Origin of the sequence: Pseudomonas sp. JV241A, from assembly GCF_900275665.1 — a bacterium.
GTDB lineage: Bacteria > Pseudomonadota > Gammaproteobacteria > Pseudomonadales > Pseudomonadaceae > Aquipseudomonas > Aquipseudomonas wadenswilerensis.
Map to the genome: position 1 here is coordinate 73,791 of NZ_OPYO01000014.1, position 26,247 is coordinate 100,037.

Below are 26,247 nucleotides of genomic sequence, written 5' to 3' on the forward strand. Positions count from 1 at the left end.
GTCAATGCAGGACGGTGGCGAAAGTCGCGTCCATGCGCTCGCGGTCGTAGTCCAGCAGCCACGGCTGGTGCTGGCGGTACAACAGCGAGAGCACGTCGTGGTTGGGGCCCACCACATCCATGCCCCGATCGTCATAGGGCAAGGCCATCAGCCGCTGGTTGAGGTTGAACAGGTAGACACCGCAGCAAGGGCTCGGGCGAATGGTCCCCGGATTATCGGCCAATGCGCACCAGAGCACCGGTTGCAGCAGCGACAGTGGCGCCTCGAAGGCGAGGTGCAGCCAGTACTCGGGCTGGTGCTCTTCGAACCAGTCGTCCGGGTCCAGCCGCTGGCTCCACAGCGAGCGCTGGGCGGGGATGCGAATACCGGCGGCACGCAGGTCGCGCAACACGTCGCGATGGGCAAAACCGTTACCGTTGGAGTGCACGCGCAGGCACACCACCATCGATTGCTCGCCGGCAAACAGGTCGCGGCACACCGTGGTTGCCTTGCTGACCGCCAGCAGAAACCGTTCGATGTCGCTACCGCCTTCGGCCAGCTCGAAGCGCAGGCCTTGCGGGTAGGTATAGAAAAGCGGCCTGGCGAAGGCCAGGCCGCTGAAAATGTGCTGGATTTGCAGTTGTAGAGTCACGATACCTTCCTGGCTGTCGGCCCCACACTTCAGGGGCCAGAGTCCGTTCAGGCATACTACTGGAAATCAGCCGGCCACTGCCACGCTGTCAACGGGAAGGGGTTCACATGGACGTACGCTGCACATCGATTGAAGAAGTTCGCGAGCACATTGATCGCATCGACCGCGAACTGGTCGCCCTGCTCGCCCGGCGCGGCAACCTGGTCAACCAGGCGGCGGCGTTCAAGAAAACCCGCGACGACGTCCGCGCCCCGGCGCGGGTCGAGCAGGTGATCACCAAAGTGCGCGCCCTGGCCACGGAATCTGGCGCGCCCGGTGACGTGGTCGAGCGGGTTTATCGGGCGATGATCGCGGCCTTCATCGAGGAAGAGCTAAAGGCGCATGCGGCGTTGCCAGGGCAGCCAGCACCTTAGGACGATCGCGGGGCAAGCCCGCTCCCACAGGCCCCGCGATGCCTCACTCAGTGCGGTGCGCGGGGGATGGTCTTGAGCAGGTCTTCAGGGCTGATATGCCCGACCACCTGCTGCACGCTGCCCGGTTGCGGCAGGCCAAGAATGTGGCCTTTCATCTTGCCGATCACGTGCATCTCGCACGGCTTGCAGTCGAACTTCAGGGTCAGCACTTCATCGCCGTGAATCAGCTGCATCGGCGCCACCTTGGTGCGCACGCCGGTGACGCCCTTGGCCTGCTTGGGGCACAGGTTGAAGGAGAAACGCAGGCAGTGCTTGGTGATCATCACCGGCACTTCGCCCGCCTCTTCGTGGGCCTCGTAGGCGGCGTCGATCAGCTTGACCCCGTGACGGTGATAGAAGTCGCGGGCCTTCTGGTTGTAGACGTTGGCCAGGAACGACAGGTGCGACTCCGGGTACACCGGCGGCGGGTTGGTCTCGGCCTTGCGGCCGCCACGCGGGTGGGCCTGGATACGCGCTGCAGTCAGTGCTTCGATGACCTCGCGGCGCAGCGCCTTGAGCTGCGAATTGGGGATGAAGTACGCCTGCGGTGCATCGAGCTGAACGGCGGTGGCGTGATACTCGGTGGTCCCCAGCTGGCCGAGCAGGTCGCGCAGTTGCTCCAGCGCCTGCTCCGGCTTGTTGGCCAGGCCGAACGGGCCGTCCAGGGCGACGCTGGCACTGATGCCCTCCTCGCTGGTGGCGGTCAGGGCCAGACGCTGTTCGTCCAGCTTGGCGACCCAAGCCAGGCCGATACGGCGCTCGGCCGAAGTCTTCTGCAGGGCCTGCTGCCAGTTGTGGTCGAGGTTGCGGCTCAGCGGATGGTTGGGCCGCAGCTGGTGCATGCCCTTGGGCATCTCGTTGGGTTCGACGCGGTAGCGGTAGCGCTTCTCGCCGTCTTCATCGAACTCGCCTTTGGCCTCGGCGATGTTGGCACGGAACCCCACCACTTCGCGCTTGACCAGCACATTGAGGCCGTCGCCGTTGGACAGCGGCTCATGGGTGACCACCTGCAGGTCGCGCTTGCCGACTTTCTCGACCACGCCCACCGGCAGGCCGGTGAAGGTCGGCGAGTCGAAGGCGCCGATGTCGATCTTGCGCTCGCTGACAAAGTAGTCGGTGCTGCCGCGGTGGAAGGTCTTGTCCGGGTCGGGCAGGAAGAAGTGCGCGGTGCGCCCGCTGGAGGCGCGGGCCAGGTCCGGGCGGTCTTCGAGCACGGCGTCCAGGCGCTGGCGGTAGTAGGCGGTGATGTTCTTCACATAGCCCATGTCCTTGTAGCGCCCTTCGATCTTGAACGAGCGCACGCCGGCTTCGACCAGGGCGCGAATGTTGGCGCTCTGGTTGTTGTCCTTCATCGACAGCAGGTGCTTTTCGTAGGCGATCACCCCGCCCTTTTCGTCCTTGAGGGTGTACGGCAGACGGCAGGCCTGGGAGCAGTCGCCACGGTTGGCGCTGCGGCCGGTCTGGGCGTGGGAGATGTTGCACTGGCCGGAGAAGGCCACGCACAGCGCGCCGTGGATGAAGAACTCGATCGCCGCTTCGGTTTCGTCGGCGATGGCACGGATTTCCTGCAGGTTCAGCTCACGGGCCAGCACCAGCTGGGAAAAGCCGGCCTGGTCGAGGAACTTGGCCCGGGCCAGGGTACGGATGTCGGTCTGGGTGCTGGCGTGCAGCTCGATCGGCGGGATGTCCAGTTCCATCACCCCCAGGTCCTGGACGATCAGCGCGTCGACGCCGGCATCGTACAGTTCGTGGATCAGCTTGCGCGCCGGCTCCAGCTCGTTGTCGTGGAGGATGGTGTTGATGGTGGTGAACACCCGGGCGTGGTAGCGACGGGCGAATTCCACCAGTTGGGCGATATCGCTGACTTCGTTGCAGGCGTTATGGCGGGCGCCAAAGCTCGGGCCGCCGAGGTACACGGCGTCGGCGCCATGCAGGATGGCCTCGCGGGCGATGGCGACATCGCGGGCGGGGCTGAGCAATTCCAGGTGATGCTTGGGCAGGGACATGTTTTTTTAGTCAGGCTGTCACGGTCGAGGCGCGCATTGTAGCGGCGAAACGCCCGATCGGCACCCGTAGCCTGCCCGGTGGCCTGTGTAGGCCAATCGCTGGCAAGCCAGCTCCCACAGGTTCGGCGGGCGCAAGACCTGTAGGAGCGGGCTTGACCCGCGATGAGGCCAGCCCAGCCACCGCAACAACTCAGGCCTTGGCCGCCATCGCCGTCACTTCCACACGCATGCCTTCCACCGCCAGCGAAGCCACGCCAACCGCGGCGCGTACCGGCCAGGGCTTGGCGAAGAAGCGCTGGTACACCTCGTTGAAAGCAGCCCGCTCGGCCATGTCGGTGAGGTAGATGGTCAGGTGCAATACCCGGTCCATGGAGCTGCCGGCGCGCTCCAGGGCGACTTTCAGCGCCTGCAGGGTGCACTCGCTCTGGGCAGTGATGTCACCCAGTTCCAGGCTGCCGTCGGCACGGGTGGGGATCTGGGTCGAGACCAGGATGCCACCGAAACCGGCAACGTCGGAGGAGATCGAGTCGGCGTCCGGGTCGGGGATGAAGCTGATGTCTTGGTTAGCCATGGGTATCTCGTGTCTGGGGAAATAAAAAGGGCGGTCGCCCGCCCCTTTTTGTTACTTGCCGCTGGCCAGCGCTGGCGTACGCGGTGGCACCAGGCGCTTGGACCCGGTCGACTCGAATGCAGCCGCCAGGCGCAGCAACGACGAATCGTCGTAGGCGCGACCGGCAAAGGTCAAGCCCACCGGCATGCCGATATCGGCCATCACGCCCATCGGCACGGTCACCGTCGGCACGCCCAGGTGACGGATCGCCAGGTTGCCGTTGGCCACCCACACGCCGTTGCTCCAGGCAATGTCGGCGGACGCCGGGTCGACATCGGCGTTGGCCGGGCCAACGTCGGCGACGGTCGGGAAGATCACCACGTCGAGCTTGAGCGCATCCATCCAGTCTTCAAGGTCAATGCGGCGGGTCTGTTCCAGGCCGCGCAGGCCATCCGGCACGGTGCTGATCTGGTCCCACGGGGTGATGCCGCGCTCGGCCATGCGCACGTACTCGTCCATACCAGCGGCCAGGTCGCCTTCGCGGTTGGGCAGCGTGCCCGGATCATGCGGGAAAATCTTCGGCCCGTCGACGTCGACCAGGCGGTTGAGTTTGGGGTCGCCGTTGGCCTGGAGGAAATCATCGAAGGCCCAGGCGGTCAGGTCCCATAGTTCATGGTGGAGGAATTCCTTGGACACCAGGCCGCGGTTGAACACGGTCGGCGCGCCCGGGCGGTCGCCCTCGCAGTTGGACACCAGCGGGAAGTCGACTTCGATCACTTCGGCGCCGGCCGCTTCCAGCGCCTTGCGCGCCTGCTCCCACAGGGCGATCACCGATGGCCGGGTGTTGATCCGCTGCCCGGTCGGGCCACCGATGCCGGGGGCTTCGCTGGTGCCGGCTTCAGGGTCGGCGTTGATGTACATGCGCGGCACGCCGAAACGCTTGCCCTTGAGCGCTTCGGCATCGGCCGCCAGCTCGTGATAGGACGCCGGGCGCACCGAGTCGACGCTGGGGATTGGCACCCAGGGCTGCAGGCGCCACAGGTCGCCGCGTTTGTCCGGGTCTTCGGCGACGACGATGTCGAGCACTTCCAGCAGATCGGCCATGGTCCGGGCAAAGGGCACCACCACGTCCATGGTCGGCGTCAGCGGCCAGTTGCCGCGCACCGAGATCACCCCGCGCGACGGCGTGTAGGCGCACAGGCCGTTGTTCGAGGCCGGGCCGCGGCCGCTCGACCAGGTCTCTTCCGCCAGGCCGAAGGCCGCGAAGCTGGCGGCGGTGGCGGTACCGGCACCGTTGGACGAGCCGGAGGCGAACGGTGCGGTCAGGTAATCGGCGTTGTACGGGCTTTCGGCGCGGCCATAGACACCGCGCTGCATGCCGCCGTTGGCCATCGGCGGCATATTGGTCTTGCCCAGGCAGATGGCGCCGGCAGCGCGCAGGCGTTCAACGGTGAAGGCGTCGCGGTAGGCCACAAGGTCAGCGAAGGCCGGGCTGCCGGAGGCGGCAGTCAGGCCCTTGACCAGGTAGCTGTCCTTGGCGGTGTAAGGAATGCCGTCGAGCGGGCCGAGGGTCTGGCCCTTGGCGCGGCGTTCGTCGCTAGCTTGTGCTTCTTTCAGGGCTTCGAGGTTGCGCACCACCACGGCGTTGAGCTTGGTGGCGGTATTCGGGCCGTCGTAGGCGTCGATGCGCGCCAGATAGGCCTGGACCAGTTCAACCGCGGTGGTCTGGCCGGACTCGAGCGCAGCGCGCAGCTGGGCAATGGAAACCTCTGTGACTTCGATCATGCTGCTACCGCCGACTGTTGATGGGTGACTGGATGAAGGCTTCCATCACAAGGGGTCTGGAGCACAGGGACTTCACGAATTTCAAGATGGGTTGTCATAGTTGTTCTCATTGCACGGCATGACGCGGCAGGGTCTGGACGAATTACCTGAGCGGCCTATTTAGCACCAAAAATGCCCACAGAGGAACGGGGGCCCAGTGGGCAGCGGTGCATTGAGCCAAGTGCGAGGCTGCACAATCAGCCCAAGCGCGATCTAGCGGGGTGACTTCGCGTCAGAAGACCGTACGGTTCAACGAGTAGCACGCCAATAGACATACTGAGGCAGAAGAGCGACCACATAAGCAATACCAAAACACCCGAGCACCAAGGCGTAGTCCTTGCTTCCAAAGAAATGCAAGTCCAATGCGACGCCAAGTACAACACCTGTCACGGCCGTCCCGGCCTTGGCCGACAACCACTCAAAGAGCCAGAAGAGAGAAAGCAACGCATAGGTGGCCTTACCCAACACTTTTGCTTTGCTCAGCGGAAAGAGCATGCCGAATGAAAAGTCCTTATTAGCCCGCAATACAGCTCGACACTGCGCAAAATGTTTCGGGTCCCGCTTGTTAATGCCATACAGCAACGCAGTAATGACCAACCCTGGCAACATGCAGATATTAAGTATTATCGCGGCGACCTTCGCATCCAACGCCTCTTCGATAAAAAACTGATTCGCGCCACACAGATAACTTGAAAAACACGGCAACCACCAACCTTGGGCACAACCGCGACTCAGGACAAACGTAAGGATGGCCGTCCCGAGAAAAGCCAGAATCAAAAAACGCTTGGGAATTAAACGCACACAGGCTCCAACATCCAACAACAATCAAATCACGACCCACGGGCAAATCTGGAACCATTGTTCAAACGCGGAGTATTCCAATGCAACAGCACGACCGTAATCACCGAACACAAGCGTGCCACAAGTAATAGCTAAATGCCAGTAAGTGCATTTTGCTTGCGCCAGTATTCAACCCTGCAATGGCGTAAGGTTTAAGCCACCAGAGTTCGGCATGTTCAGCTTTACCCCTCCCGACGCAACAAGCATCATGCACAGTTCACGCTCACGGAGGATTTCGCACATGTTCAGGGCACTTTTCGACAGGCTCTTCAAGCGCACACCTACCGAGGATGAGTTTGCCCGGACCTTCATCAAGGCCGCTCGCACAGGTGGTTATGGCGAGCCTCTCGAGTACCTGGCAGATGAATTTCGCCTGCACTACGGCGACAGCGGCTACTTCAACCTGCACAACGCCTACCGCGACTACCTGAACGCCGACAAATCGCGCAAAGCCGACGTGCTCAACAGTTACCTGCGCGCCCTGATCGACACCCGCAACACCAGTGCAGCACAGACCCTGGAGCAGGTTCGCCCGCTGCTGCGGCCGGTGATCCGCAACCTGGCCATGCTCGAAGAGATCCGCCTGCACCATGTGCGAAGCGAAGGCTGGGACTCGCCCTGCCCGCTGGCCTGGCAACCGCTCTCGGAGGATTGCGCGACCTTGCTGGCAGTCGATCACCCCGACACCACCTCGACCCAGACCATGGGCCCGCCAAAGGATTGGGGCATTACCCTTGAGCAAGCATTGGCAATCGCTCTCGACAACCTGCGCGACGCCAGCCCCGATGCCTTCGAACCGATCCTGCCCGGTTTGTACCAGGGCGCCTGGAAGGACGGCTACGACACCAGCCGGGTGCTGCTGCCCGACGTGCTGCAGCGCGCGCCGGTTTTGGGCCAGCCGGTGTTCATGATGCCCAGTCGTGATGTGTTGATGGTCACTGGTGACAAAGATGACGAAGGCTTGCGCCAGATGGTCGAGCTGAGCTTCCACGCGCTGGAGAACGGCCGTGCGCAGTCCAGCCAGATCTACACCTATCACGACCGCCGGATCGTCCCGTTCCAGGTGCAGGATGCGCACCTGCAAGCGCGCCTCGGCGACTTGCAGCGCCTGTTGCGCCACGGCATCTATAGCTCGCAGAAAGAGTTTCTCGACAAGATCCACGAAGCCCATCCGGAGGACATCTTCGTCGCCACCCACAGGCTCTACAGCGATGCCGACCACCCCGGCGGCAGCTTTTCGATAGCGGCCTGGACCGAGGGCGTGTTCACCTCGTTGCCGAAAACCGACCGGGTGATCCTGGTCCAGCCTCAGGCAAACGGTTCGGCACACACCCGGGTGGTTGCCTGGTATGAGGTCGAGTCGCTGCTGGGCGAGCTGCTGACTAAAGACGGCGAGCTCTATCCACCACGCTTTCGCACCCTCGGTTTTCCCAGCGCCGAGCAGTTGAGCCAGCTGACGCCCATGGGTGAATAAACGGCGTTGTGGACGGCGGCGTGGCAGTTGGACCTGCAGACCGTACGATGCCCAGGCTAAAACCGTCGGCCACCGCCTGGTCCTGGCGGTGGGCAGCCAACTGATGCGAGCGGCCCTGGGCGAGGCCAGCGATGAGCTGGGGCTGGATAAAAGTGGCACAAAGCGCCATCCTCCCCGCCTTTTGCCTGCGCGCCTGACCTGCCAAGGAGATTCCCATGCACGACCTGCCACTTGCCGCCGCCGACTTCGAGTTCCTCGAAGCTACCTTGCAGAGGTACGGCGATGACCATTCGGTGCTCAACGCCTCGGAGCTCGACGGTTATTTCACCGCGCTGGTTTCGAGCCCGGTGCAGGTGGACATCAGCGAGTGGTTCCCGGCCATCTGGGGTGGCCAGAACCCGGAATGGCAAAGCGCGCAGGAGTGCCAGCGCTTTGTCGAACTGTGTGCCCGTCATTTGAACAGCCTGGCGAACCAGCTGGTTGAGGCGCCACAGGCGTTTGCGCCTCGTCTGGAGCAGACTGAACACCTGGGCCAGCCACTGCCGCTGGCGGAGGAATGGTGCTTTGGTTACCTGCGCGGCATGGCCATCGCCAACTGGCCTGCGCTACCGGCGCCACAGGCGCAGGCGTTGCAGGTGATTACCGGGTGGGCCGAGCAGGATGAATTCGAGCTGCCGGCGGATCTGGACGTGACCTTGCACCGTCAGCGGGTAGTGGCGATTGCCCCGGCGGCGCGGGCGTTGCATGACTACTGGCTGGCGCAGCGCTAGAACGCTTGTGCCTGTGTCGCCTGGATTGCGACCGCTGTGGGAGCTGGCCTTGCCAGCGATGAGGCCGGTACAGCCAGCACATCAGGTGGTGTCTGGATTACGACCGCTGCGCGCTCGATCGCTGGCAAGGCCAGCTCCCACAGGTTCGGCGCTATACCTGTGGGAGCGGTGCCCCTCCCCGCCTCAACTCACTTGAGGTCAAACCGATCCAGGTTCATCACTTTCGTCCACGCAGCAACGAAATCCGTGACGAACTGCTCCTTGGCGTCGGCGCTGGCATAGAACTCCGACAGCGCCCGCAGCTGCGAGTTGGAGCCAAACACCAGGTCAACCCGGGTGCCGGTCCACTTCACCGCACCGGTCTTGCGGTCACGCCCTTCGAACGCCTCGTTGGCCGCCGATACCGGTTTCCACTCCACGCCCATGTCCAGCAAGTTGACGAAGAAGTCGTTGCTCAGCGTGCCCGGCTGTTGGGTGAAGACGCCGTGCTTGCTCTGCCCGCCATTGGCCCCCAGCACCCGCAGGCCGCCCACCAGCACGGTCATTTCCGGGGCGCTCAGGGTCAGCAGTTGCGCCTTGTCGATCAACAGGGCCTCGGCTGGTACCCGATAGCTGTTCTTCAGGTAGTTACGGAAACCATCGGCAACCGGCTCCAGGAAGCCGAACGACTCGACGTCGGTCTGCTCCTGGGAGGCATCCATTCGCCCTGGGGTAAACGGCACGGCAATGTTGACCCCGGCGTTTTTCGCGGCCTGTTCAACCGCCGCACTGCCCGCCAGCACGATCAGGTCGGCCAGGGAGATTTTCTTGCCACCGCCCTGGGCACCGTTGAAGTCGTTCTGGATGCCTTCCAGGGTGCTCAGCACCTTGGCCAGTTGCTCGGACTGGTTGGCTTGCCAGAACTTCTGCGGCGCCAGGCGCAGGCGCCCACCGTTGGCGCCACCGCGCTTGTCGGAGCCGCGGAAGGTCGACGCCGCCGCCCAGGCGGTAGACACCAGATCGGCCACCGACAGCCCCGAGGCCAGTAGCTTGGCCTTCAGTGCGGTAACGTCGCTGTCGTCGACCAGGGGGTGATTGACCTCCGGGATCGGGTCTTGCCAGAGCAGCTCTTCGCTGGGCATTTCCGGGCCCAGATAGCGCGACAGCGGCCCCATGTCGCGGTGGATCAGCTTGAACCAGGCACGGGCGAAGGCGTCGCTCAATTGCTCGGGGTTTTCCAGGAAGCGCCGGGAGATCTTCTCGTAGATCGGGTCGAAGCGCAGCGACAGGTCAGTGGTGAGCATGGTCGGGTTGCGGCGTTTGGCCGGGTCGTGGGCATCGGGAATGATCCCGGCGCCGGCGCCGTTTTTCGGCGTCCACTGATTGGCCCCGGCCGGGCTCTTGGTCAGTTCCCATTCGAAGCCGAAGAGGTTTTCGAGGTAATTGTTGCTCCAGCGGGTCGGCGTGGTGGTCCAGGTCACTTCCAGGCCGCTGGTGATGGTGTCGGCGCCCTTGCCGCTACCAAAGCTGTTGCGCCAGCCCAGGCCCTGTTCTTCCAGGCCGGCGGCTTCAGGCTCGGGGCCGACGTTGTCGGCGGGGCCGGCGCCATGGGTTTTGCCGAAGGCATGGCCGCCAGCGATCAGCGCCACGGTTTCTTCATCGTTCATGGCCATGCGCGCGAAGGTTTCGCGGATGTCCTTGGCGGCGGCGACCGGGTCGGGGTTGCCTTCCGGGCCTTCCGGGTTCACGTAGATCAGGCCCATTTGCACTGCGGCCAGCGGGGTTTCCAGGTTGCGCCCCTGGTCGGTGCGGCTTTCTTCGTTGCCATGCTGCTCGGGCTCGGCCACCAGGGTGCCTTCGCCAGGCTCCTGCATCGGCTGAGGGCCCTTGCCGTAACGGGTATCGCCACCCAGCCACTTGTTTTCCGAGCCCCAGTACACGTCTTCATCCGGCTCCCAGACATCCGGGCGACCGCCGGAAAAGCCGAAGGTCTTGAAGCCCATGGATTCCAGCGCCACGTTGCCGGTGAGCACGATCAGGTCGGCCCAGGAAATGCTCCGGCCATACTTCTGCTTGATTGGCCACAGCAGCCGCCGGGCCTTGTCCAGGCTGACGTTGTCGGGCCAACTGTTGAGCGGGGCGAAACGTTGTTGACCGGAACCTGCGCCACCCCGCCCATCACCGGTGCGGTAAGTGCCGGCGCTGTGCCAGGCCATGCGGATGAACAGCGGCCCGTAATGGCCGAAATCCGCCGGCCACCAGTCCTGGGAATCGGTCATCAGCGCTTGCAGGTCTTGCTTGAGGGCTTGAAAGTTCAGGCTTTTGAATGCTTCGGCATAGTTGAAGCCATCGCCTTGGGGATCGGACTGCGGCGAGTGCTGGTGCAGGATCTTCAGGTTCAGTTGGTTCGGCCACCAGTCGCGGTTCGTCGTACCACCGCCAGCGGCATGACTGAACGGGCATTTCGATTCAGTAGACATGGGTGAGCTACCTTTGAGTCCAGCGTTTTAGTTATCTCCACATCAGGTCCGGCCGGCACATGCCAGCGCATCATAAAGGCTAGTCCCGGCCCCGGTAGTCAGCAAATAGACGCAGTATTACCCGCTGATAGCCATAATCTCTTATACCAACCCCAGGGATGGAGCAGATCGTAGGTGTAGCCGCCTCCCCCTGAGGTTCAGATCATGCACAGCCGTCCGCGTCGCACCGCCTTCCACGAAGCCGGCCATGCCCTGGCCTTCTGGTGGAACGGCCTGGCGATCAGGCGGGTGACGGTGCGCACCCGGGCCGAAGCGCTGATCGGGCCGATGGTCGATTTGCGCGGCAACCTGCAGCCGGTCAAGGGCCTGGTCGAAGCGGACTACCTGGTGCCTCTGCCCGCCTTCGAGCCGCCGGGCATCGCCGAGTACCTGCCGTCGATGATCGAGCTGATCGAACGCGATCTGCTCAACTGCTTCGCCGGCCCCGTGGCCGAAGCGGTTTACCGGCACGGTCCGGATAATCGCTTTCTCACCACCAGCGGTGCCGGTGACCGGCGCCGGGCCTGCGAGCTGATCGCCCTGCTCCCTCCGCGCCAAGTGCTTGATGCCGAGTCGATTGCACTGATGCGCTGCCACAACCTAGTGCGCCACTACTGGCCTGCGTTGCGCACGGTCGCCGAACTGCTGCGAGACCGGGGAACGGTGGATGGCGATGCGCTGATCGAGCTGCTGTGCCAGTTGACCGGCGAAACACCACAGCGGCTTACCAATCCACTGGCAACCCTGGATATCCCGCCACGCAGCCGTGGGAGCGGCGGTGCGGCGCCTCGACTTGCGCCGCGATAAACGCGTCAGCCCACCGACGGCACCTTGGCCGGCTGGCCATGCTGGCGGGTGGTGATGATGCCGATGAAGGAAATCACCAGCGCCAGGCCGATGGTGGTGGTGACCTCGGCGCGGTGCTCCGGGGTCACCAGCATGACCCCAAGGGCGGCGCTGATGAAGGCGATGACCAGGTAGGTCAGCCAGGGGAACAACCACATGCGAAACGTCAGCTCGACCTTCTGCTTGAGCAGCATCCGGCGCATGCGCAACTGCGACACGGCAATCACCAGGTACACCAGCAAGGCAATGGCACCGGAGCTGGCGAGCAGGAACTGGAACAGGCCGGCCGGGGCAAAGTAGCTGACCACGGTGATCACTGCGCCCAGCACGGTGCTGGCGATGACCGCGGCGCGCGGCACGCCGACCGCCGAGGTCAGCTTGACCTGCCGGGGCGCCTCACCGCGCTTGCCGAGGGAAAACAGCATGCGCGAGGCAATGTAGATCGAGGAGTTCATGCAGCTGGCCACCGCCACCAGCACCACCACATCCATCATCAGCTTGGCGTGGGGAATGTTCATCAGTTCCAGGGCCCGCTGGTAAGAGCCCACCGAGGCCAGCTGCGGGTCGTTCCAGGGCACGATGGAAATGATCACGGCAATCGACAGCAGGTAGAACACGCCGATGCGCCAGATCACCGAGCGGGTGGCCCTGGCGATGTTCTTCGCCGGGCTCTGGGATTCGGCGGCGGCGATGGTCACCGCCTCGGTGCCGATAAAGCTGAACATCACGGTAATGAAGGCACCGACCACCGCCGACACGCCGTTGGGCGCAAAGCCGCCATGGGTTTCGAGCAAATGGCCCAGGCCGCTGACCTCGCGTTCCGGCACCCAGCCCATCAGCACCGCAGCGCCAAGGGAGATGAAGGCGATGATTGCCACGACCTTGAACATGGCGAACCAGAACTCGAACTCACCGTACTTGGACACGCTGAACAGATTGGTCGCGGCCAGGGCGATGATCGACAACAGGGCAAACAGCCAGGCATCGACCATGGGCATCCAGGTGTTCAGCACATGCCCGGCGGCCAGGGCTTCGATGGGGATCACCAGCACCCAGAACCACCAGTACATCCAGCCGATGGTAAAACCGGCCCAGGGCCCGATGGCCTGGTCGGCGTAGGTCGAAAACGAACCGGTGTCGGGGTTGGCCACGGCCATCTCGCCGAGCATGCGCATCACCAGGATCACCAGCAGGCCCGACAGCACATAGGCCAGGATTGCCGCGGGCCCGGCGGCGGCAATTGCATGCCCGGAGCCGACGAACAGGCCGGCGCCAATGATGCCGGCGATGGAAAGCATGGTGACATGGCGTGGCTTGAAACCCTGCGCCAACTGACCGCTCGAATCCTTGGAGCCCAGGCTGATCATTATATTTATTCTCTTGTGATCGGAACGCATGGCATTGACTGCTGGCGTCACCTTACCTGTGCTGCTTGACGGCGGATTTGCCTGAGCGCGCCGTTCGCTGTGTCTGATCTCGCCATGAAACGTTCGTGCCAGCTCAGTGCAACGCCCGCGTCACCAGGAAGTTAACCAACTCCGGCTCGTCGTCCAGTTCGATCGAACGCACCGGGCGCGGCAGGTTGTCGAGCACCGTGCGCCAGAAGGCGTGAGCGGTTTCGTCCTGGTCGTAATAGCGCACCAGCCACTGGTTCTGCCCGCTCGCCAGCACCTGGCTGGCCAGGGCGCTGCCGATGCCCTTGCGCCGGTAGCGCTTGAGGATGAACAGGTCGGCCAGCTCCAGGGCATCGAGGTCGGGCAGCTCGCTGCGTTCGATCAGCAAAAAGCCGGCGATGTAGCCGTCGACCAGGATCAGGTTGGCGCTCCATTGCGGCTCTTGCCAGTAGCGTTGCAGGTGCTCGTCGTGCACATAGAAACGGCCATCGACCTCGACGTCTTCCTGTTCCCAGTCCGAAGACTCGTAGGCGTAGAACTGGTAGAGGTTGCGAATCAGCTCGGCCTGCTCGGGGCCGGTTTGCAAGAGCTCGACAGTGAGGTCGCTCATGACAGGACCTCATACAGCGGAAAAATCGACGGCATTGGTATCTCGATAAGTGAACGAACAGCGCGTTTTGCGGGCGCTATTGTTTACAAAAGCCGGGGCCAATGCCATCGCTAAAACGCGTTACCTGGCCGGCAGCGCGGCGACCGCGTCGATTTCGATCTGCATGCCATCCAGGGCCAGGCGCGGCACCGGGATCAGCGTGCAGGTCGGGGTCATGTTGGCGCCCCAGGCGCGCTGGGCTTCGGCGCCCCACAGGCGCAACTTGCTTTCGTCGTGATCGACGATCAGCAGGGTCAGCTTGAACACATCGGCCAGGGTTGCGCCTTTTGACGCCAGGGCGATCTGCAGGTTGGCCAGGGCCTGGCGCGCCTGTTCGGCAAAATCGCTCGACAGCCGGCCCTCGAGGTCTTCCCCGCCCTGCCCGGCGATGTACAGCAGCCGGGCATTGGCGGCGACCTCGGCGACATGGGAGTAGGCATTGGCACTGGGGTCGTAGAGGCCTTCGGGGTTGGACAGGTGGAAAGCTGCGGTCATGGTGCTGCTCCGAATGGTGGGAGCGGCGAGTATCAAACCTCGACCTAAGTAGAGGTCAAGCCTGATGTTGCCAGCGCTGCGCGCTGGATCGCTGGCAAGCCAGCTCCCACAATGAACCTGTGTACATCGACCCTGTGGGAGCTGGCTTGCCAGCGATGTGGGCTGCAGCGGGTAAAGTCTCATTGCTCATGGCTCGCCCTCCTCAAGGATCAATGACGACTGCCGTGTTAATGTAGCCTCTCGCACGGATTCGACCAGAGAGCAGACATGCCCATAGACCTACCTGAAACCATCCGCCCGCTGTTCGTGGCTGCCGGCTGGCCTGCCCAAGTGACTGCCCCAGAGGCGGACATCGGGCCCAAAGGCCACCCCGCCAACGACTTGCTCAGGGCGTTCAATGGCCTGTGCGTCGGCCACTGCGGCGCCGGTGAAGAATGCGCCGCCGGCGACATCGAGTTCAGGCCCAAGCCCGGCCTGCACGACGAAAAAGTCATCGTGGCGATGCAACACAAACTGAATACCACCCTGGTGTGCATCGGCGATGTGCACCACGGCCATGGCGCGCTGTTTGTCGACAGCCGGGGCGCCTGCTACCTCATGAGCCAGGTGCACGACGCCTTCTGGCTGCAGGGAAACACCTTCGCCGTTGCCGCAGAAGGCCTGTTGCTGGGCCGCAAATCACAAACACAACTGCTGTGAAATTCAGGCGCAAATAAGGCAAATTGCTGGCCCCCTGCTACCCGCTTCGTAGGCAAACTCGCTTTCTTTTCAGCGAGTTAGGTAGGTGCTATGCGGGCTTATGGATTGACCCTGGCAGCGTTTTTTCTTGTCGCACTCCCGCTCGGTGCCCAGGCCAAGGCCCTGGGCAACAATGACCGCTCCATGTGCAGTTGGGGTTCGGACATTGCCGCCGGCGCCCAGCAGTCGAAGCTCTCCGGGGTGACCCTGTACGCCGCGCGCAAACGCCTGCAAGTGCGTAAATTCAGCAAGCCGTGGATGCGCATGACCGCCATGGGCATCACCGAACAGACCTACAACAGCCAGTCACGCCTCAAGCCTGCGGCCATCAAGCAGACCTACTACGAGCAATGCGTCAGCCATGCGCTGGCGCGGCGCTGAACACGCCGGCTGATTCGAGGGTTTCAATCAGCCGCTCCGGCCACACCGTGTCGGTGGTTTGCCGCAGTTCCTCGGCCGACCACCAGCGATGATCGGCCATTACCTCGACCTCCGAAGGCGTCCATCCCTGGCGACACAGTTGCTGGTCCTGCGCCTGGATCAGGTAGTACTGCTCAACCGACGTGACCCACTCGCCGCTGGGCAACTGCATGGTGAAGCGGCGCTCGCTCAAGTGCGCGCCCACGGCCTCGACCTGGATGCCGGTTTCTTCGCGCAGCTCGCGAATCGCGGCTTGCTCGAAGCTTTCACCCTCCTCCACACCGCCCCCCGGGGTTGCCCAGTAATCGTCGCCGGCCAGCGCGCCATTGCGATGGACGAAGCGAAACAGCAATACGCTTCGGGAGGGGCTGATGACCAAAAGCCGGGCTGATTTTCGCTCACGCATCGTGGTGTTCCTGTCCTTGGTTTATGATCGCGGGCGAGATTCTACCGGGCTCCAAGGATGAACAACGACAAATCTGCGCTGACGACCATTGATTATCACGGCAGCTGCCTGTGCGGCGCCGTCAGCTATCATATCGACACCCAGATCAAGGCCGTCACCCATTGCCATTGCAGCCAGTGCCGCAAGGCCCATGGCGCAGCCTTTGCCACCTATGGCAGTGTGCCTGCTTCGGCCTTGAGCTGCAGCGATCCGCAACGTCTATTGCGGGTGTTCAAGTCATCGCCAACCGTCAGCCGCAGCTTTTGTTCAGCCTGCGGGACGAGTTTGTTCTGGGCCAATGCCAGTGGCGATTATCCAGACTGGATCAGTGTTGCGCTGGGCACCCTGGACACACCTTTCGAACCCACCCGACAAAAACATGTGCATGTGCAGTCCAAGGCCTGCTGGCTGGTGATTGGCGATTCATGGCCGCAACACCAGTGACCCGTAAAACATCAAAGCAAGGACGCCCCATGTATCGTTTGATCTACCCCTGCATCGGCGCATTCATGGCGCTGACTAGCACGGTTCAGGCAAGCAACCTGTGCCCTGGCGCCAACACCGAAACGCAGATGCTTGAATGCATGCAGCAGTCGTTGAAAAAATCCGATCGGCAATTGAATGAGCTCTATCAGGCCTTGGTCGCACGCTTCAAGGCGGAGGGTTCGGCGCCCGGACAACCCACCCAGGACCTGGCGCTGAAAAAAGCCCAGCGCGCCTGGATTGCCTTTCGTGATGCCAGTTGTGAGTTAGAGACGTACGAGTCCGTTGGCGGCAGTGGCTTCGCTACAATCCATACCCATTGCCTGCTGAAGCAGACGCAAGCCAGAGTCCAGTACCTGAAGCGGGTTACCGGTATGCCTTGAAGGCCTGCAACAGCGGCGGCAGCGCGGCGTTGATCTTAGCGCCGTTGGACAAGCGCACAAAGCCCACCATACTGAGTCGTCACTGCGGACAAGTACGCCCGCAGCCTACCCAGGCTTATCTGCGAAATAAGGAGTTCCCATGGCAGGTTGGTTCGAGTTGAACACCAGCAGTGACGGTCAGTACCGCTTTGTCCTCAAGGCGGGTAATGGCGAAATCATTCTTACCAGCGAGTTGTACAAGGCCAAAGGCTCAGCCGAAAGCGGCATCGCCTCGGTCCAGGCCAACAGTGGCGTGGACGAGCGCTACGAGAAAAAAGAGGCCAGCAATGGCAAGTTCCACTTCAACCTCAAGGCCGCCAATCACCAGGTCATCGGCACTAGCCAGATGTACGCATCGACGCAGTCGCGCGACGCGGGCATCGCTTCGGTGAAGAGCAACGGCAGCAGCAAGACCATCAAGGACAACACCTGAGTCCGAACCGTCAGCGGGCAGTGATGCCCGCTGCCTCACACCTGATACTCGACCCGATCCGCCTCCACCGGCGTCGGCACTTCCCAGCGAAAATACATGCGTTCGATGTCCTTGTTGCGCAGCGTGGTGTCCCGGCGGGCATTGCGACGCATCAGCTCGCGCTCGCTTTGTTCCAGGTACACCAGTTGCACGTCGGCGTCATAGCTGTAGAGCAGGTCGAGGGTCTTCTTGCGCATCTGCTGCGACAGGTGCGTGCTGTTCCACACGAAAGGTTCGCGGCGGCGCAGCAAGGCCTTGGCCTTGTCGATCGCGTATTGCGCCACCGGCCCCTTGTCACCGTGGCTCAGGCCCAGTTCCTGGCGGGCATCGTCGAACGACACCACGGCAAGCTTGGGCGCATGCTCGTTGACCCAGGTGTCCTTGCCGCTGGCCGGCAGCCCCGCCAGCATGATCACCTGCGAGCCCCGCACTTCGCGGTACAGGCTGTACTGCGGCAGCACCGAGGCCCCGCGAAAGTAACTGCGCCGGGTGTAGTCGTCGGCAAAGGCCTTGGGTTGATCCAGGCAGCCCTCGTCCTCGGCCAGCAGGCGGAACACTTCGATGTCGTCGAGTACCCCCTGCTTGCCGGCAAAGCCGCGGCCCTGCATGTCGGCGCTGGCCACTGCGCAGAGCATCCACACCGGCACCTCCCACGACAGGCGATGGAGAATCTGCTCGGCCGAACGCCCGCTCTTGTCCCCGGCCAGGGCAAAGAACGGCAACTGGTGCACGTTGATGATCCGGCAGATGGTTTCGCGCAGCTCAAACGGCACACCGGCCTGCCACAGCAGGATTCGCGCATCCACTGCTCCCCGGCGTGAGTGCCCGGGCTGGCCGATCTTGCCGGTGATTTCATCGATCACCGTGCACGACGGCTTGGCGATGTCGTGCAGGACTGCGGCGTAGAACAGCACGAACTGCTGCTCGGGGTTGGCGCGTTGGTATACCGGGTCGGCGAGCAAGGCATCGACCACCATCATGGTGTGGGTCCAGACGTCGCCTTCCTGGTGGAAGACCGGGTCCTGGGGGGTTGCCGCCAAGGCGCGCAGCGACGGAATCGCCTCCAGCAGCGCCGGGTAGTCGACCGCGCGGCCGGGGCTGGGCATCAGCCCTTGCAATGTGTTCATGTCCATATCATTCAACTCCTTGTTCGGCGGCCTGCAGGCTGGCCCAGGTGACCTGGGGCTCGGGCGCATACAGGTCGACACCGGCGGCCAGCAGGTTGGGGATGTACGGCTGGCGCAGGTGGTGTTCATCAGCTTCGAGGATGGCCTGGACGAAGTCGTGGCGCACCCATTTGATCCGCCCGGTGGTGTGCTCGGCGGTTTCGATTTTCAGGTACAGGCCCTCCATCAGGTCGGAGCGGTCGCCCTGGTTCCAGGCCTTGGCAAAGTCCAGTTGCTGACGGGCGATGACTTCGGCGAAGGCGTCCTTCCAGCGCCGGGACTTGGCCTGCGAATGGCCGACCAGGGCCAGCAGGTCCTTCAGCCGTGGCGGTGCGATGCCTTCGAACAGCACCGGCACCGACAGCACCGGACCACCCGCGAGCAACTGCTGGCGCCGCGCCGTAGAGAGGAACACCTGCTCCGCGCGGTCCCAGATATCGAACTCGAAGAACAGGTGCGGCAACTGGTCGTAGAACACGCTGTGGCGCTTGCTCATCACCTCGCCAAACAGCACGTAGCGGTCTTCCAGGTGCTCGAGCAGCCAGTCTTCGTGACAGGCCGCCCATTGCTTGAACTGGCTGAACTGACGCTCGCGGCTGCCACCGGCCAGGTAATGGCCACGCGACTGCAACAGCAGCTCGCCGGCGGCGGAAAAACTGATCGCGGCATTGGCGCCGTCGAGCTTTTCCTCGACCACCAGGTACTGACCGTTCAGACGGCTGTAGGGCAACTGATCATGGTCGCTATCGCCGGCTTGCAGGCGAGAACTTTGCAGGTGCGGGGTGCGCGGGTACTTGTACAGGTCGAGCTGCGCGAGCTCGCGGATATCGAGTGTCATGGGTCTTCTCCAAAAGGGGGAAAACCGACGACAGCGGGCAGGTGAAAGTGCGTGCGCAGGCAGGCACCAACAGGCTTAAACGTCCGTCGTCGGCATCAGGCGTGTTGGTTGGCGTGGGGCACTGGCTTCACCTAAATAATGAGGGGTGGATCTGAGGGTGCGGATTGGAAACGAGATGGGGGTGGGCTGTCAAGTGCTATGCCGTCCGGGATGGCCTCATCGCGGGGCAAGCCCGCTCCTACAGGTACTGCGCCAATCCTGTGGGAGCGGGTCTTGCCCGCGATCGAGCGCGCAGCGATCGTAATCCAGACAACACTTCATGTGCTGACTGCACTGGCCTCATCGCTGGCAAGCCAGCTCCCACAAATGTATCTGTGCAAACCTCAGGCAGATTGCCGCTGCGCGTCGTTGAGCGCACTGCCCTTCGCGCTTTTACGCTCATGTCTCTGGCGATCGGGCTGTGGCAAAACTGACGGGCCAGAAGTGCTGCACCAGGGGTGCAAACGGCTGCGAATACCGCTATTGCGCCATACATTCAGCAGCCTAGAAAACGCGTTCCATGACAATGACCCGCTCCTCCCCCTCCATCACCTCGCGGACCTTGGCATAGCCCAACCGGGCATAGAACGCCTCTGCGGTAATCGATGACGGCACTCGCAACAGCGCCTGCCCCGTTTGCCGGGCCAGATCTTCAATCGCCTGCATCAGCGCACGGCCAACGCCGGTGCCCTGCAACCCTGGCACCACAAACACGCTGCGCACCACATTGCCTTGCAGGCTGGCGGTGGCGACCACCTGTTGGTCGAGCACCGCTACCAGCACCTGGCGTTGCTCGAGCAAGGCCAATATCCGTTCCGGAGTAAAGCTCTGCTCGACCTGGGCAATCAGCGCCGCCGAGTAGTCGGCGGCGTTGCTTTGCTGCAAGGACTGGATGATCACCGCGCTGATGGCAGTGGCGTCGGCAGGCGTGGCGGGGCGAATATGCAGGGTCATCGGCTCGTTCCGTGAGGCAGTGTCGGAGCGCCAGTGTGCCGTGTGTTCAGGGAGGCGAACCAGCGGTAGTTTCAGCCACTACCGAGGTGCCTCGCAGCTTGCCGGGCAGCGCCAGGGCAATCAGCACGCCGAACAGGGCGATCCCGCCGCTGACCAGTACTGCCCGCTGCAGGCCCAGCGCATACCCTTGCTGCCAGGCGGCCCCGCTCAAGCCATCGAGGCCCTGGTTGGCCAGCCCCACCAGCAGCGCCAGGCCCAATGCCCCACCGATCTGCTGGACGGTGGAGGCCATGCCCGAAGCCACGCCTTGTTCGCCGGCTGCAACGCCCTGCCCGGCGCACACCCACATGGCGGTCCAGGTCATGCCCTGGCCGATGCTGAGCAAGGCAATCGGCGCCAACAGGCGAACGAAAGCGCCATCGCCGGGCAACATCCAGCCAAGCCAGAGAATACCCACGCCACCGGCCAGCAAGCCGATGATTAAAGTGCTGCGCAAACCCAGGCGGGCCAACGCCTGTTCGGCTATGCCAATGCCCAGGGTGCACACCAGCGTCGCCGGCAAAAACGCCAGGCCACTGGCAAGCACGCTGTAGCCGTAGATCTGCTGGAAGTACAGGGCCAGGAAGTAGTACTGCACACTGAAGCTGGCCATGAACACTGCGGTCAAACCCATGGCCGCGCGCAAGCCCGGGGTGCGCAACAGGCGCAGCGGCATCAAGGGATCGCGGCTGCGGGTTTCGATCACCACGAACACCGCCAGGCAGATGAGTGCAGCCGCCAGCACTGTCCAGAACAGTGGCCGTTGCCAGCCCCAGCTCGGCCCTTCGATCAGCGCCAGCACCAGCAGGCTGCCACCCAGGGTGATGGTGAGGGCGCCGGCCAGGTCGAACGAGCGGCCTTGCGCCGGTGCTGGATCGGCTGGAATCCAGTACCCGGCGGCCCAGGCACAGGCCCCCGCCAGCGGCACGTTGACCAGGAACACCGCCTGCCAGCCTAGCCACTGGGTGAGGACCCCGCCGAGCAAGGCACCGAGGGCCAGGCCTGCTGCCGAGGCGGCGCTCCAGATGGCCAGGGCGCGGGTACGCGGCGCCCCTTCGGCGTACTGGCTGTTGATCAGCGCCAGGGTGGCGGGGAACAGCAAGGCGCCCGCCAGCCCTTGCAGCGCCCGCGCCAGAACCAGCACTTCAGCCTGGTCGGTGAGGCCGCCGGCCAGCGAGGCGATGGCGAACAAGGCCTGGCCGAGCCGATACAGACGCCGCCGGCCCAGCAGGTCTGCGGCGCGGCCGCCGAGCAGCAGGCAACCGCCAAAGGCCACGCCGAAAGCACTGATGATCCACTGGAGCTGGCGCGGGCCGATGGCCAGGTGTTCGCCAATGGTCGGCAAGGCGACGAAGACGATGGTGTAGTCCAGGGCAATGATCAGCTGGGCGCAGGCCAGCAACAGCAGCATCAATGCGGGGTGGCGCGGGATTGGAATCGACATGCGGGCATCCTTGGCAAGAAGGCGCCAGTGTCATTCATGCGCCAGGCATGATAAATACGCTGCCAGTCCTTTCAGTAATGACTTTAATCATGGATCTGAACACCGTTGCCCTGCTGCTCAAGGTCGCCGAGCTGCGCAGCTTCACCGCTGCGGCCGCCAGCACCGGCTTGACCCAGTCCGGACTGTCGCGGGCGATTCGCCGCCTGGAGGAACAACTGGGGGTCAAGCTGCTGCACCGCAACACCCGCAGCGTCAGCCTGACCGCCGACGGCCTGCTGTTGCGCGAGCGTTGCGCCCCGTTGCTGGCCGGGTTCGAGGAGGCCGAGCAACTGCTGCTTGACCGCCGCGGCGAACCCAGCGGCACCCTGCGCCTGAGCCTGCCGTCGGCCTTTGGCCGCATCGTCATCCTGCCGCTGCTGGGTGAGCTGACCCAGCGCCATCCCGAGCTGGTGGTGGACGCGACCATGACCGACCGCCTGGTCGATCTGACCGAAGAAGGCTTCGACGCCGCCGTGCGCATCGGCCCGTTGAGCGATGTGCGCCTGGTGGCCCGGCCCCTGGCGCCGATGCACTGGGTGACCGTCGCCGCCCCCGCCTACCTTGCCCGCCACGGAGTGCCGCAGACCCTCGAAGACCTGGCCCGGCACAACTGCCTGGTGGTGCATAACCCCTACCTCGGGCGCCGGGTTGACTGGCAGTTCGTGCAGCACGGTCGGCTGGTCGATCTGCAGGTCAGCGGGCAAATGCTGTTCGATGTCGGCGACCCGCTGATCGATGCGGCGTTGCAGGGTTTCGGCATTGTCCAGGTGATGGATTTCGTCGCCCGCCAGGCCCTGGCCGACGGGCGCCTGATACCGGTGCTGGAGCCATTCGCCGGCCGCTGTCGTGAACTGGCGTTGGTGTATCCACCGTCACGCCAGCATTCGCCGCGCCTGAAGGTGTTCAGCGATCTGCTACAGGAGCGCTGGCCGTCAGCCTGGAGCTGACGATTGTCTTTTGCCGGGCGCCGGGCCTATAGTCGCAACCGGCGTCATCCACGCCACCCGTCCGCGGAAAGGGCTGCGCCCAGGCTGTACACCCCACATTCTTGTCTACGACTCCCGGCCTGACAGCGGACAAGGCTCGCACAAGGAGTTCGTATGTCCGCTCGACTGTCGTCGCCGTCCCATGACGGGCGCATCAACCTCGAACAACAACGCAAGCGCGCCAAGGAGCTGCTCCAGCGCCTGCGCTCGGGTGCCGCGCCCGCACAGCTGGCACAACTCAGCCCTGCCTCACCACGCCTGGCCGATGCCCAGTGGCTGATCGCCCGCGACCTGGGCTTTGCCAGCTGGCCCAAGCTCAAGGCGCATATCGACGCCATCGACTTTGCCGCCCGCCACCCGCAATTCATCGCCGATGACGAAGCCGCTACCCAGCATTGGCGCTGCGGCAACGACATCAGCCACGGCTTGCGCCTGGCCGGGTTCACCGGCGCCTTTCACATGCTCAGCGACCCCCTGGTCATGGGCCCGGTGCGTGATGTGCCGGCAGCGCCTTACCGCGCCCTGCGCTGCGACTACATCAGCCAGGCCTATGGCCTGGAGCATCCTGAGGTGCAGCGCAAGATGGAGGACGAATACGCCGACCTGGCCCGGCTCGACGGCTGCCCCGGCGCGGTGCTCTGGTGCGAGGCGGATGCCTATGACCAGCTGTTCCTGATCCGCGTGCTGGCCGGCTTGCACAACCCGCCGCAGCGCCTGGAACTGATCGAGATCGACCGCATGCCCGGGGTCGAGCGCTTTATCGGCATCGGCCAATTGGCCCCCGATGTGCTGGCCTGGTTGTGGCCGCAGCGCCGGGCAGTGGATGTGCCAATGCTGCAACTGGCGCGCGAGGCCTGGGCTGCTTATAGCGCACCGTCGCCACACGCCTGGGCGCAGTTGGCCCATCGCCAGGACCTGGCCCTGCCCTTGCTCGCCGCTGCGCTGTTGCGCCAGTTGCAGGAACTGCCGGGCGTGGAGGATGGCCTGTCGCTCAGCGAACGCCTGGCGCTGCAGATCATCAGCGAGTTCGGCCAGGTGCCGTTCGGCCGGGTATTTGCCGAACTGATGGGCAAGCGCGAGCCGCTGCCCTATCTGGGTGACATGATGTTCCATGCCCTGCTGCGGCCGCTGATCGATTCGCCCACGCCGCTGCTCATCGAAGCGCAGGCCGAGCTGGAATGGCCGCGTCGACCTTTGAGCCTCACCCCTTTGGGCGAGCGGGTGCTGGCGGGCCAGGCCAACTGGCTTGACCAACAGGCCCCCGAGCGCTGGGTCGGTGGTGTGCGCGTGCTGGCCGGGCAAGGTCACTGGGCGCTGAACCGCGACCTGTGGCCGGTGTGGCGCGGGTAAAAACTCCGGCGATGCGCTCCTGGCTTTCGCGGGGCGCATGTCACGTCCCTGTGCACGGGGTCAGCGTTGCACGGCGGTGGTTTTCAGCCAGGTCTGAAAGTGCAGCGAGCCGACGATGGCATCGGCATCCGGGGTCAGTGAACGGTCGTCGATCGGCGCGCCGAAATAGGTGGCTGCAGGGTCGGCAATCACTTCCCGGGCATCTTGATTGTGCTGCAGGTAGCTGCGCACGAAATCGGCAAGCGGCAGTCGATCGGGGCCGGCGACTTCGAGGGTACGGTTGGCCGGCGCTTGCTCGGCGAGGTTGGCCAATGTCAGGGCCACGTCGGATGAGGCCACCGGCTGCAATGCGGCGGCGGTGAGGCGCACGCGGTTGCCGTCGGCGCCGGAATAGGCAATGGCGCCCATGAACTCGAAGAACTGCGTGGCGCGCAGGATGGTATAGGGCATGCCCGAGGCCCTGATCAGTTGCTCCTGGGCCAGCTTGGCGCGGAAGTATCCGCTGTCCTGCATGCGCTCGGTGCCGACCACCGACAGGGCGATATGGTGACGAACCCCGGCCTTCTGTTCAGCGGCCAGCAGGTTGCGCCCTGAAGTCTGGAAAAACGCGAGCACCGCGGCGTCTTCGAAAGACGGTGAGTTGGCGACATCCACCACTACATCGGTACCCTGCAACGCCTGCTCCAGGCCTTCGCCGGTGAGGGTATCGACGCCGGTCTTGGGCGAGGCGGCGAGCACCTTGTGGCCGTTGGCGCGCAGGTTGTTGCACAGCTGGGTGCCGATCAGGCCGGTACCACCGATCACGACGATTTTCATGGCTGCTTCTCCCGGGGCGTGTCGCAACCCATTATTTTACGCCGCGCAGCTGTAGCCCGCGCGCCAGCAGACGAGCGTCATGCTGGCTGATCCGGTACAGTACGCGCCGCTCGAGAGATGGATCCCGGGCCAATTGTCATGGAGTTATGCAGTGAAAAACCTGAGCAAAGTTGTCGCCTCCGGCCTGTTCGTCCTGGCCCTGGCAGGTTGCACCGGCACCCCGATGAAAACCCAGCACTACAACGCCGACCAGTACACGGTGATCGGCCACAGCGAAGCGAGCGCCACCGGCCTGTTGGTACTGGGCATGATCCCGGTGCGTCAGAACAGCCGCTTTGTCCGTGCACAAAATGCCGCGATCAAGGCCAAGGGCGGCGACGCGATGATCAACACCCAGGTCCAGGAAAACTGGTTCTGGGCCTGGGTACTGACCGGTTACACCACCCGGGTGTCGGGTGATGTGGTCAAGCTGAACAACGTTCAGTAACGCCTGAACTGCGAGCGCTTCGCGCCCGATCGCGGGGCAAGCCCGCTCCCACAATGGAACTGTACACACCGACCCTGTGGGAGCTGGCTTGCCAGCGATGAGGCCGGTACAGCCAGCACACCAGGTGTTGCCTGAATTACGAGCGCTGCGCGCTCGATCGCGGGCAAGCCCGCTCCCACAATGGAACTGTACGCACCGACCCTGTGGGAGCTGGCTTGCCAGCGATGAGGCCGGTACAGCCAGCACACCAGGTGTTGCCTGAATTACGAGCGCTTCGCGCTCGATCGCGGGCAAGCCCGCTCCCACAATGGAACTGTACGCACCGACCCTGTGGGATCTGGCTTGCCAGCGATGAGGCCGGTACAGCCAGCACACCAGGTGTTGCCTGAATTACGAGCGCTGCGCGCCCGATCGCGGGCAAGCTGAACTGGTCAACAGATTTTGGACACCGGTTTAGGTTCATGCCGCAACCTTGAGCTTTTTCTCCATGGCTACCGGGGTTTCATAGCCGTTGTAGCTGTGGAGACGCTTAAGGTTGTAACGCATCAGATAAGCCTGGATGTCTAACTGTGCTTGCGCTTCGGTTTCGTAACCTTCTGCTGGCATCCACTCAGACTTCAATGCACCGAAGAAGCGCTCCATGACGGCGTTATCCCAGCACTGGCCTCGGTGACTCATGC

28 protein-coding genes are annotated in these 26,247 nt (G+C 63.6%); 12 read left to right on the forward strand and 16 right to left on the reverse strand.

Annotated elements, in window-relative coordinates; genetic code table 11:
• Position 1 precedes the first annotated feature (1 nt).
• Positions 2–631 carry a DUF3885 domain-containing protein gene (locus JV241A_RS09395; protein WP_115087069.1) on the reverse strand — a complete coding sequence of 210 codons (630 nt, stop codon included), beginning with the start codon at positions 629–631 and terminating at the stop codon, positions 2–4.
• A gap of 107 nt (positions 632–738) precedes the next feature.
• Between JV241A_RS09395 and JV241A_RS09400 the strand changes: the two genes are divergently transcribed.
• The gene (locus JV241A_RS09400; RefSeq protein WP_134062143.1) at positions 739–1,044 is read left to right on the forward strand and encodes a chorismate mutase; all 306 of its coding nucleotides are present in this window, start codon (positions 739–741) and stop codon (positions 1,042–1,044) included.
• Positions 1,045–1,091: 47 nt separating this feature from the next.
• On the opposite strand, the gene JV241A_RS09405 is transcribed toward JV241A_RS09400, so the two are convergent.
• The 4 genes from JV241A_RS09405 to JV241A_RS09420 all read right to left on the reverse strand — a co-directional run bounded on the left by JV241A_RS09405 (position 1,092) and on the right by JV241A_RS09420 (position 6,264).
• Positions 1,092–3,089: a U32 family peptidase gene (locus tag JV241A_RS09405; RefSeq protein ID WP_115087071.1), complete on the reverse strand. Its 1,998-nt coding sequence runs from the start codon at positions 3,087–3,089 to the stop codon at positions 1,092–1,094.
• A gap of 190 nt (positions 3,090–3,279) precedes the next feature.
• Positions 3,280–3,660 (reverse strand): RidA family protein, encoded by a 381-nt coding sequence (locus tag JV241A_RS09410; protein ID WP_115087072.1) that lies wholly within the window; start codon positions 3,658–3,660, stop codon positions 3,280–3,282.
• A gap of 51 nt (positions 3,661–3,711) precedes the next feature.
• Positions 3,712–5,424 (reverse strand): amidase, encoded by a 1,713-nt coding sequence (locus JV241A_RS09415; protein WP_134062145.1) that lies wholly within the window; start codon positions 5,422–5,424, stop codon positions 3,712–3,714.
• A 288-nt stretch (positions 5,425–5,712) separates the two neighbouring features.
• Positions 5,713–6,264, reverse strand: a complete 552-nt coding sequence (locus JV241A_RS09420) for a hypothetical protein (protein ID WP_115087074.1) — start codon at positions 6,262–6,264, stop codon at positions 5,713–5,715.
• Between the two features lie 280 nt (positions 6,265–6,544).
• On the opposite strand from JV241A_RS09420, the gene JV241A_RS09425 reads away from it, so the two are divergent.
• Together JV241A_RS09425 and JV241A_RS09430 are read left to right on the forward strand one after the other, a co-directional pair.
• Complete coding sequence (locus tag JV241A_RS09425) at positions 6,545–7,777, forward strand: hypothetical protein (RefSeq protein ID WP_134062147.1); 1,233 nt, start codon at positions 6,545–6,547, stop codon at positions 7,775–7,777.
• 215 nt (positions 7,778–7,992) lie between these two features.
• Positions 7,993–8,547, forward strand: a complete 555-nt coding sequence (locus JV241A_RS09430) for a UPF0149 family protein (protein ID WP_134062149.1) — start codon at positions 7,993–7,995, stop codon at positions 8,545–8,547.
• 188 nt (positions 8,548–8,735) lie between these two features.
• Here the strand turns inward: JV241A_RS09430 and katG are convergent, their stop codons facing one another.
• The gene (gene katG, locus JV241A_RS09435; RefSeq protein WP_134062151.1) at positions 8,736–11,006 is read right to left on the reverse strand and encodes a catalase/peroxidase HPI; all 2,271 of its coding nucleotides are present in this window, start codon (positions 11,004–11,006) and stop codon (positions 8,736–8,738) included.
• A 204-nt stretch (positions 11,007–11,210) separates the two neighbouring features.
• Between katG and JV241A_RS09440 the strand changes: the two genes are divergently transcribed.
• The gene (locus tag JV241A_RS09440; RefSeq protein ID WP_134062153.1) at positions 11,211–11,852 is read left to right on the forward strand and encodes a hypothetical protein; all 642 of its coding nucleotides are present in this window, start codon (positions 11,211–11,213) and stop codon (positions 11,850–11,852) included.
• 5 nt (positions 11,853–11,857) lie between these two features.
• Here JV241A_RS09440 and gabP read toward each other — a convergent pair whose 3' ends face one another.
• The 3 genes from gabP to JV241A_RS09455 all read right to left on the reverse strand — a co-directional run bounded on the left by gabP (position 11,858) and on the right by JV241A_RS09455 (position 14,429).
• Positions 11,858–13,258 (reverse strand): GABA permease, encoded by a 1,401-nt coding sequence (gene gabP, locus JV241A_RS09445; protein WP_115087079.1) that lies wholly within the window; start codon positions 13,256–13,258, stop codon positions 11,858–11,860.
• A gap of 133 nt (positions 13,259–13,391) precedes the next feature.
• Positions 13,392–13,895 carry a GNAT family N-acetyltransferase gene (locus tag JV241A_RS09450; protein WP_134062155.1) on the reverse strand — a complete coding sequence of 168 codons (504 nt, stop codon included), beginning with the start codon at positions 13,893–13,895 and terminating at the stop codon, positions 13,392–13,394.
• Positions 13,896–14,015: 120 nt separating this feature from the next.
• Complete coding sequence (locus JV241A_RS09455; RefSeq protein WP_115087081.1) at positions 14,016–14,429, reverse strand: RidA family protein; 414 nt, start codon at positions 14,427–14,429, stop codon at positions 14,016–14,018.
• A gap of 267 nt (positions 14,430–14,696) precedes the next feature.
• Here JV241A_RS09455 and JV241A_RS09460 point away from each other — a divergent pair, with 267 nt between their 5' ends.
• The gene (locus JV241A_RS09460) at positions 14,697–15,128 is read left to right on the forward strand and encodes an SUKH-3 domain-containing protein (protein ID WP_134062157.1); all 432 of its coding nucleotides are present in this window, start codon (positions 14,697–14,699) and stop codon (positions 15,126–15,128) included.
• A 90-nt stretch (positions 15,129–15,218) separates the two neighbouring features.
• A complete protein-coding gene (locus tag JV241A_RS09465) occupies positions 15,219–15,548 on the forward strand; it encodes a hypothetical protein (RefSeq protein WP_134062159.1) in 330 nt (109 codons plus the stop codon).
• Here the strand turns inward: JV241A_RS09465 and JV241A_RS09470 are convergent.
• A complete protein-coding gene (locus JV241A_RS09470) occupies positions 15,523–15,993 on the reverse strand; it encodes an NUDIX domain-containing protein (protein ID WP_134062161.1) in 471 nt (156 codons plus the stop codon). The two genes, JV241A_RS09465 and JV241A_RS09470, sit on opposite strands and share 26 nt — an antisense overlap.
• A 57-nt stretch (positions 15,994–16,050) precedes the next feature.
• Here JV241A_RS09470 and JV241A_RS09475 point away from each other — a divergent pair, with 57 nt between their 5' ends.
• From JV241A_RS09475 to JV241A_RS09485, 3 genes are all read left to right on the forward strand, one after another.
• Positions 16,051–16,476, forward strand: coding sequence for a GFA family protein (locus JV241A_RS09475; protein WP_115087085.1), 426 nt, complete (start codon positions 16,051–16,053; stop codon positions 16,474–16,476).
• Positions 16,477–16,505: 29 nt separating this feature from the next.
• Positions 16,506–16,898, forward strand: a complete 393-nt coding sequence (locus JV241A_RS09480) for a lysozyme inhibitor LprI family protein (RefSeq protein WP_166675675.1) — start codon at positions 16,506–16,508, stop codon at positions 16,896–16,898.
• 139 nt (positions 16,899–17,037) lie between these two features.
• Complete coding sequence (locus JV241A_RS09485; RefSeq protein ID WP_115087087.1) at positions 17,038–17,370, forward strand: YegP family protein; 333 nt, start codon at positions 17,038–17,040, stop codon at positions 17,368–17,370.
• Between the two features lie 35 nt (positions 17,371–17,405).
• Here JV241A_RS09485 and JV241A_RS09490 read toward each other — a convergent pair whose 3' ends face one another.
• The 4 genes from JV241A_RS09490 to JV241A_RS09505 form a co-directional block, all read right to left on the reverse strand.
• The gene (locus JV241A_RS09490; RefSeq protein ID WP_134062163.1) at positions 17,406–18,542 is read right to left on the reverse strand and encodes an AAA family ATPase; all 1,137 of its coding nucleotides are present in this window, start codon (positions 18,540–18,542) and stop codon (positions 17,406–17,408) included.
• Between the two features lies 1 nt (position 18,543).
• Positions 18,544–19,413 (reverse strand): RNA ligase family protein, encoded by an 870-nt coding sequence (locus JV241A_RS09495; protein WP_115087089.1) that lies wholly within the window; start codon positions 19,411–19,413, stop codon positions 18,544–18,546.
• Positions 19,414–19,956: 543 nt separating this feature from the next.
• Positions 19,957–20,406, reverse strand: a complete 450-nt coding sequence (locus JV241A_RS09500; protein WP_134062165.1) for a GNAT family N-acetyltransferase — start codon at positions 20,404–20,406, stop codon at positions 19,957–19,959.
• Between the two features lie 46 nt (positions 20,407–20,452).
• Positions 20,453–21,856, reverse strand: a complete 1,404-nt coding sequence (locus tag JV241A_RS09505) for an MFS transporter (protein WP_134062178.1) — start codon at positions 21,854–21,856, stop codon at positions 20,453–20,455.
• Positions 21,857–21,978: 122 nt separating this feature from the next.
• On the opposite strand from JV241A_RS09505, the gene JV241A_RS09510 reads away from it, so the two are divergent.
• Together JV241A_RS09510 and JV241A_RS09515 are read left to right on the forward strand one after the other, a co-directional pair.
• Positions 21,979–22,875, forward strand: coding sequence for a LysR family transcriptional regulator (locus JV241A_RS09510; RefSeq protein WP_134062167.1), 897 nt, complete (start codon positions 21,979–21,981; stop codon positions 22,873–22,875).
• A 153-nt stretch (positions 22,876–23,028) separates the two neighbouring features.
• Positions 23,029–24,264, forward strand: coding sequence for a DUF1835 domain-containing protein (locus tag JV241A_RS09515; protein WP_134062169.1), 1,236 nt, complete (start codon positions 23,029–23,031; stop codon positions 24,262–24,264).
• 60 nt (positions 24,265–24,324) lie between these two features.
• Here JV241A_RS09515 and JV241A_RS09520 read toward each other — a convergent pair whose 3' ends face one another.
• Entirely contained in the window at positions 24,325–25,080 is a 756-nt protein-coding gene (locus tag JV241A_RS09520; protein WP_115087093.1) for an SDR family oxidoreductase, read from the reverse strand.
• A 151-nt stretch (positions 25,081–25,231) separates the two neighbouring features.
• On the opposite strand from JV241A_RS09520, the gene JV241A_RS09525 reads away from it, so the two are divergent.
• Positions 25,232–25,567, forward strand: coding sequence for a hypothetical protein (locus tag JV241A_RS09525; RefSeq protein WP_115087094.1), 336 nt, complete (start codon positions 25,232–25,234; stop codon positions 25,565–25,567).
• Positions 25,568–26,026: 459 nt separating this feature from the next.
• On the opposite strand, the gene JV241A_RS09530 is transcribed toward JV241A_RS09525, so the two are convergent.
• The coding region (locus JV241A_RS09530; RefSeq protein WP_166675676.1) for an integrase core domain-containing protein at positions 26,027–26,247 on the reverse strand (221 nt) is incomplete at its 5' end.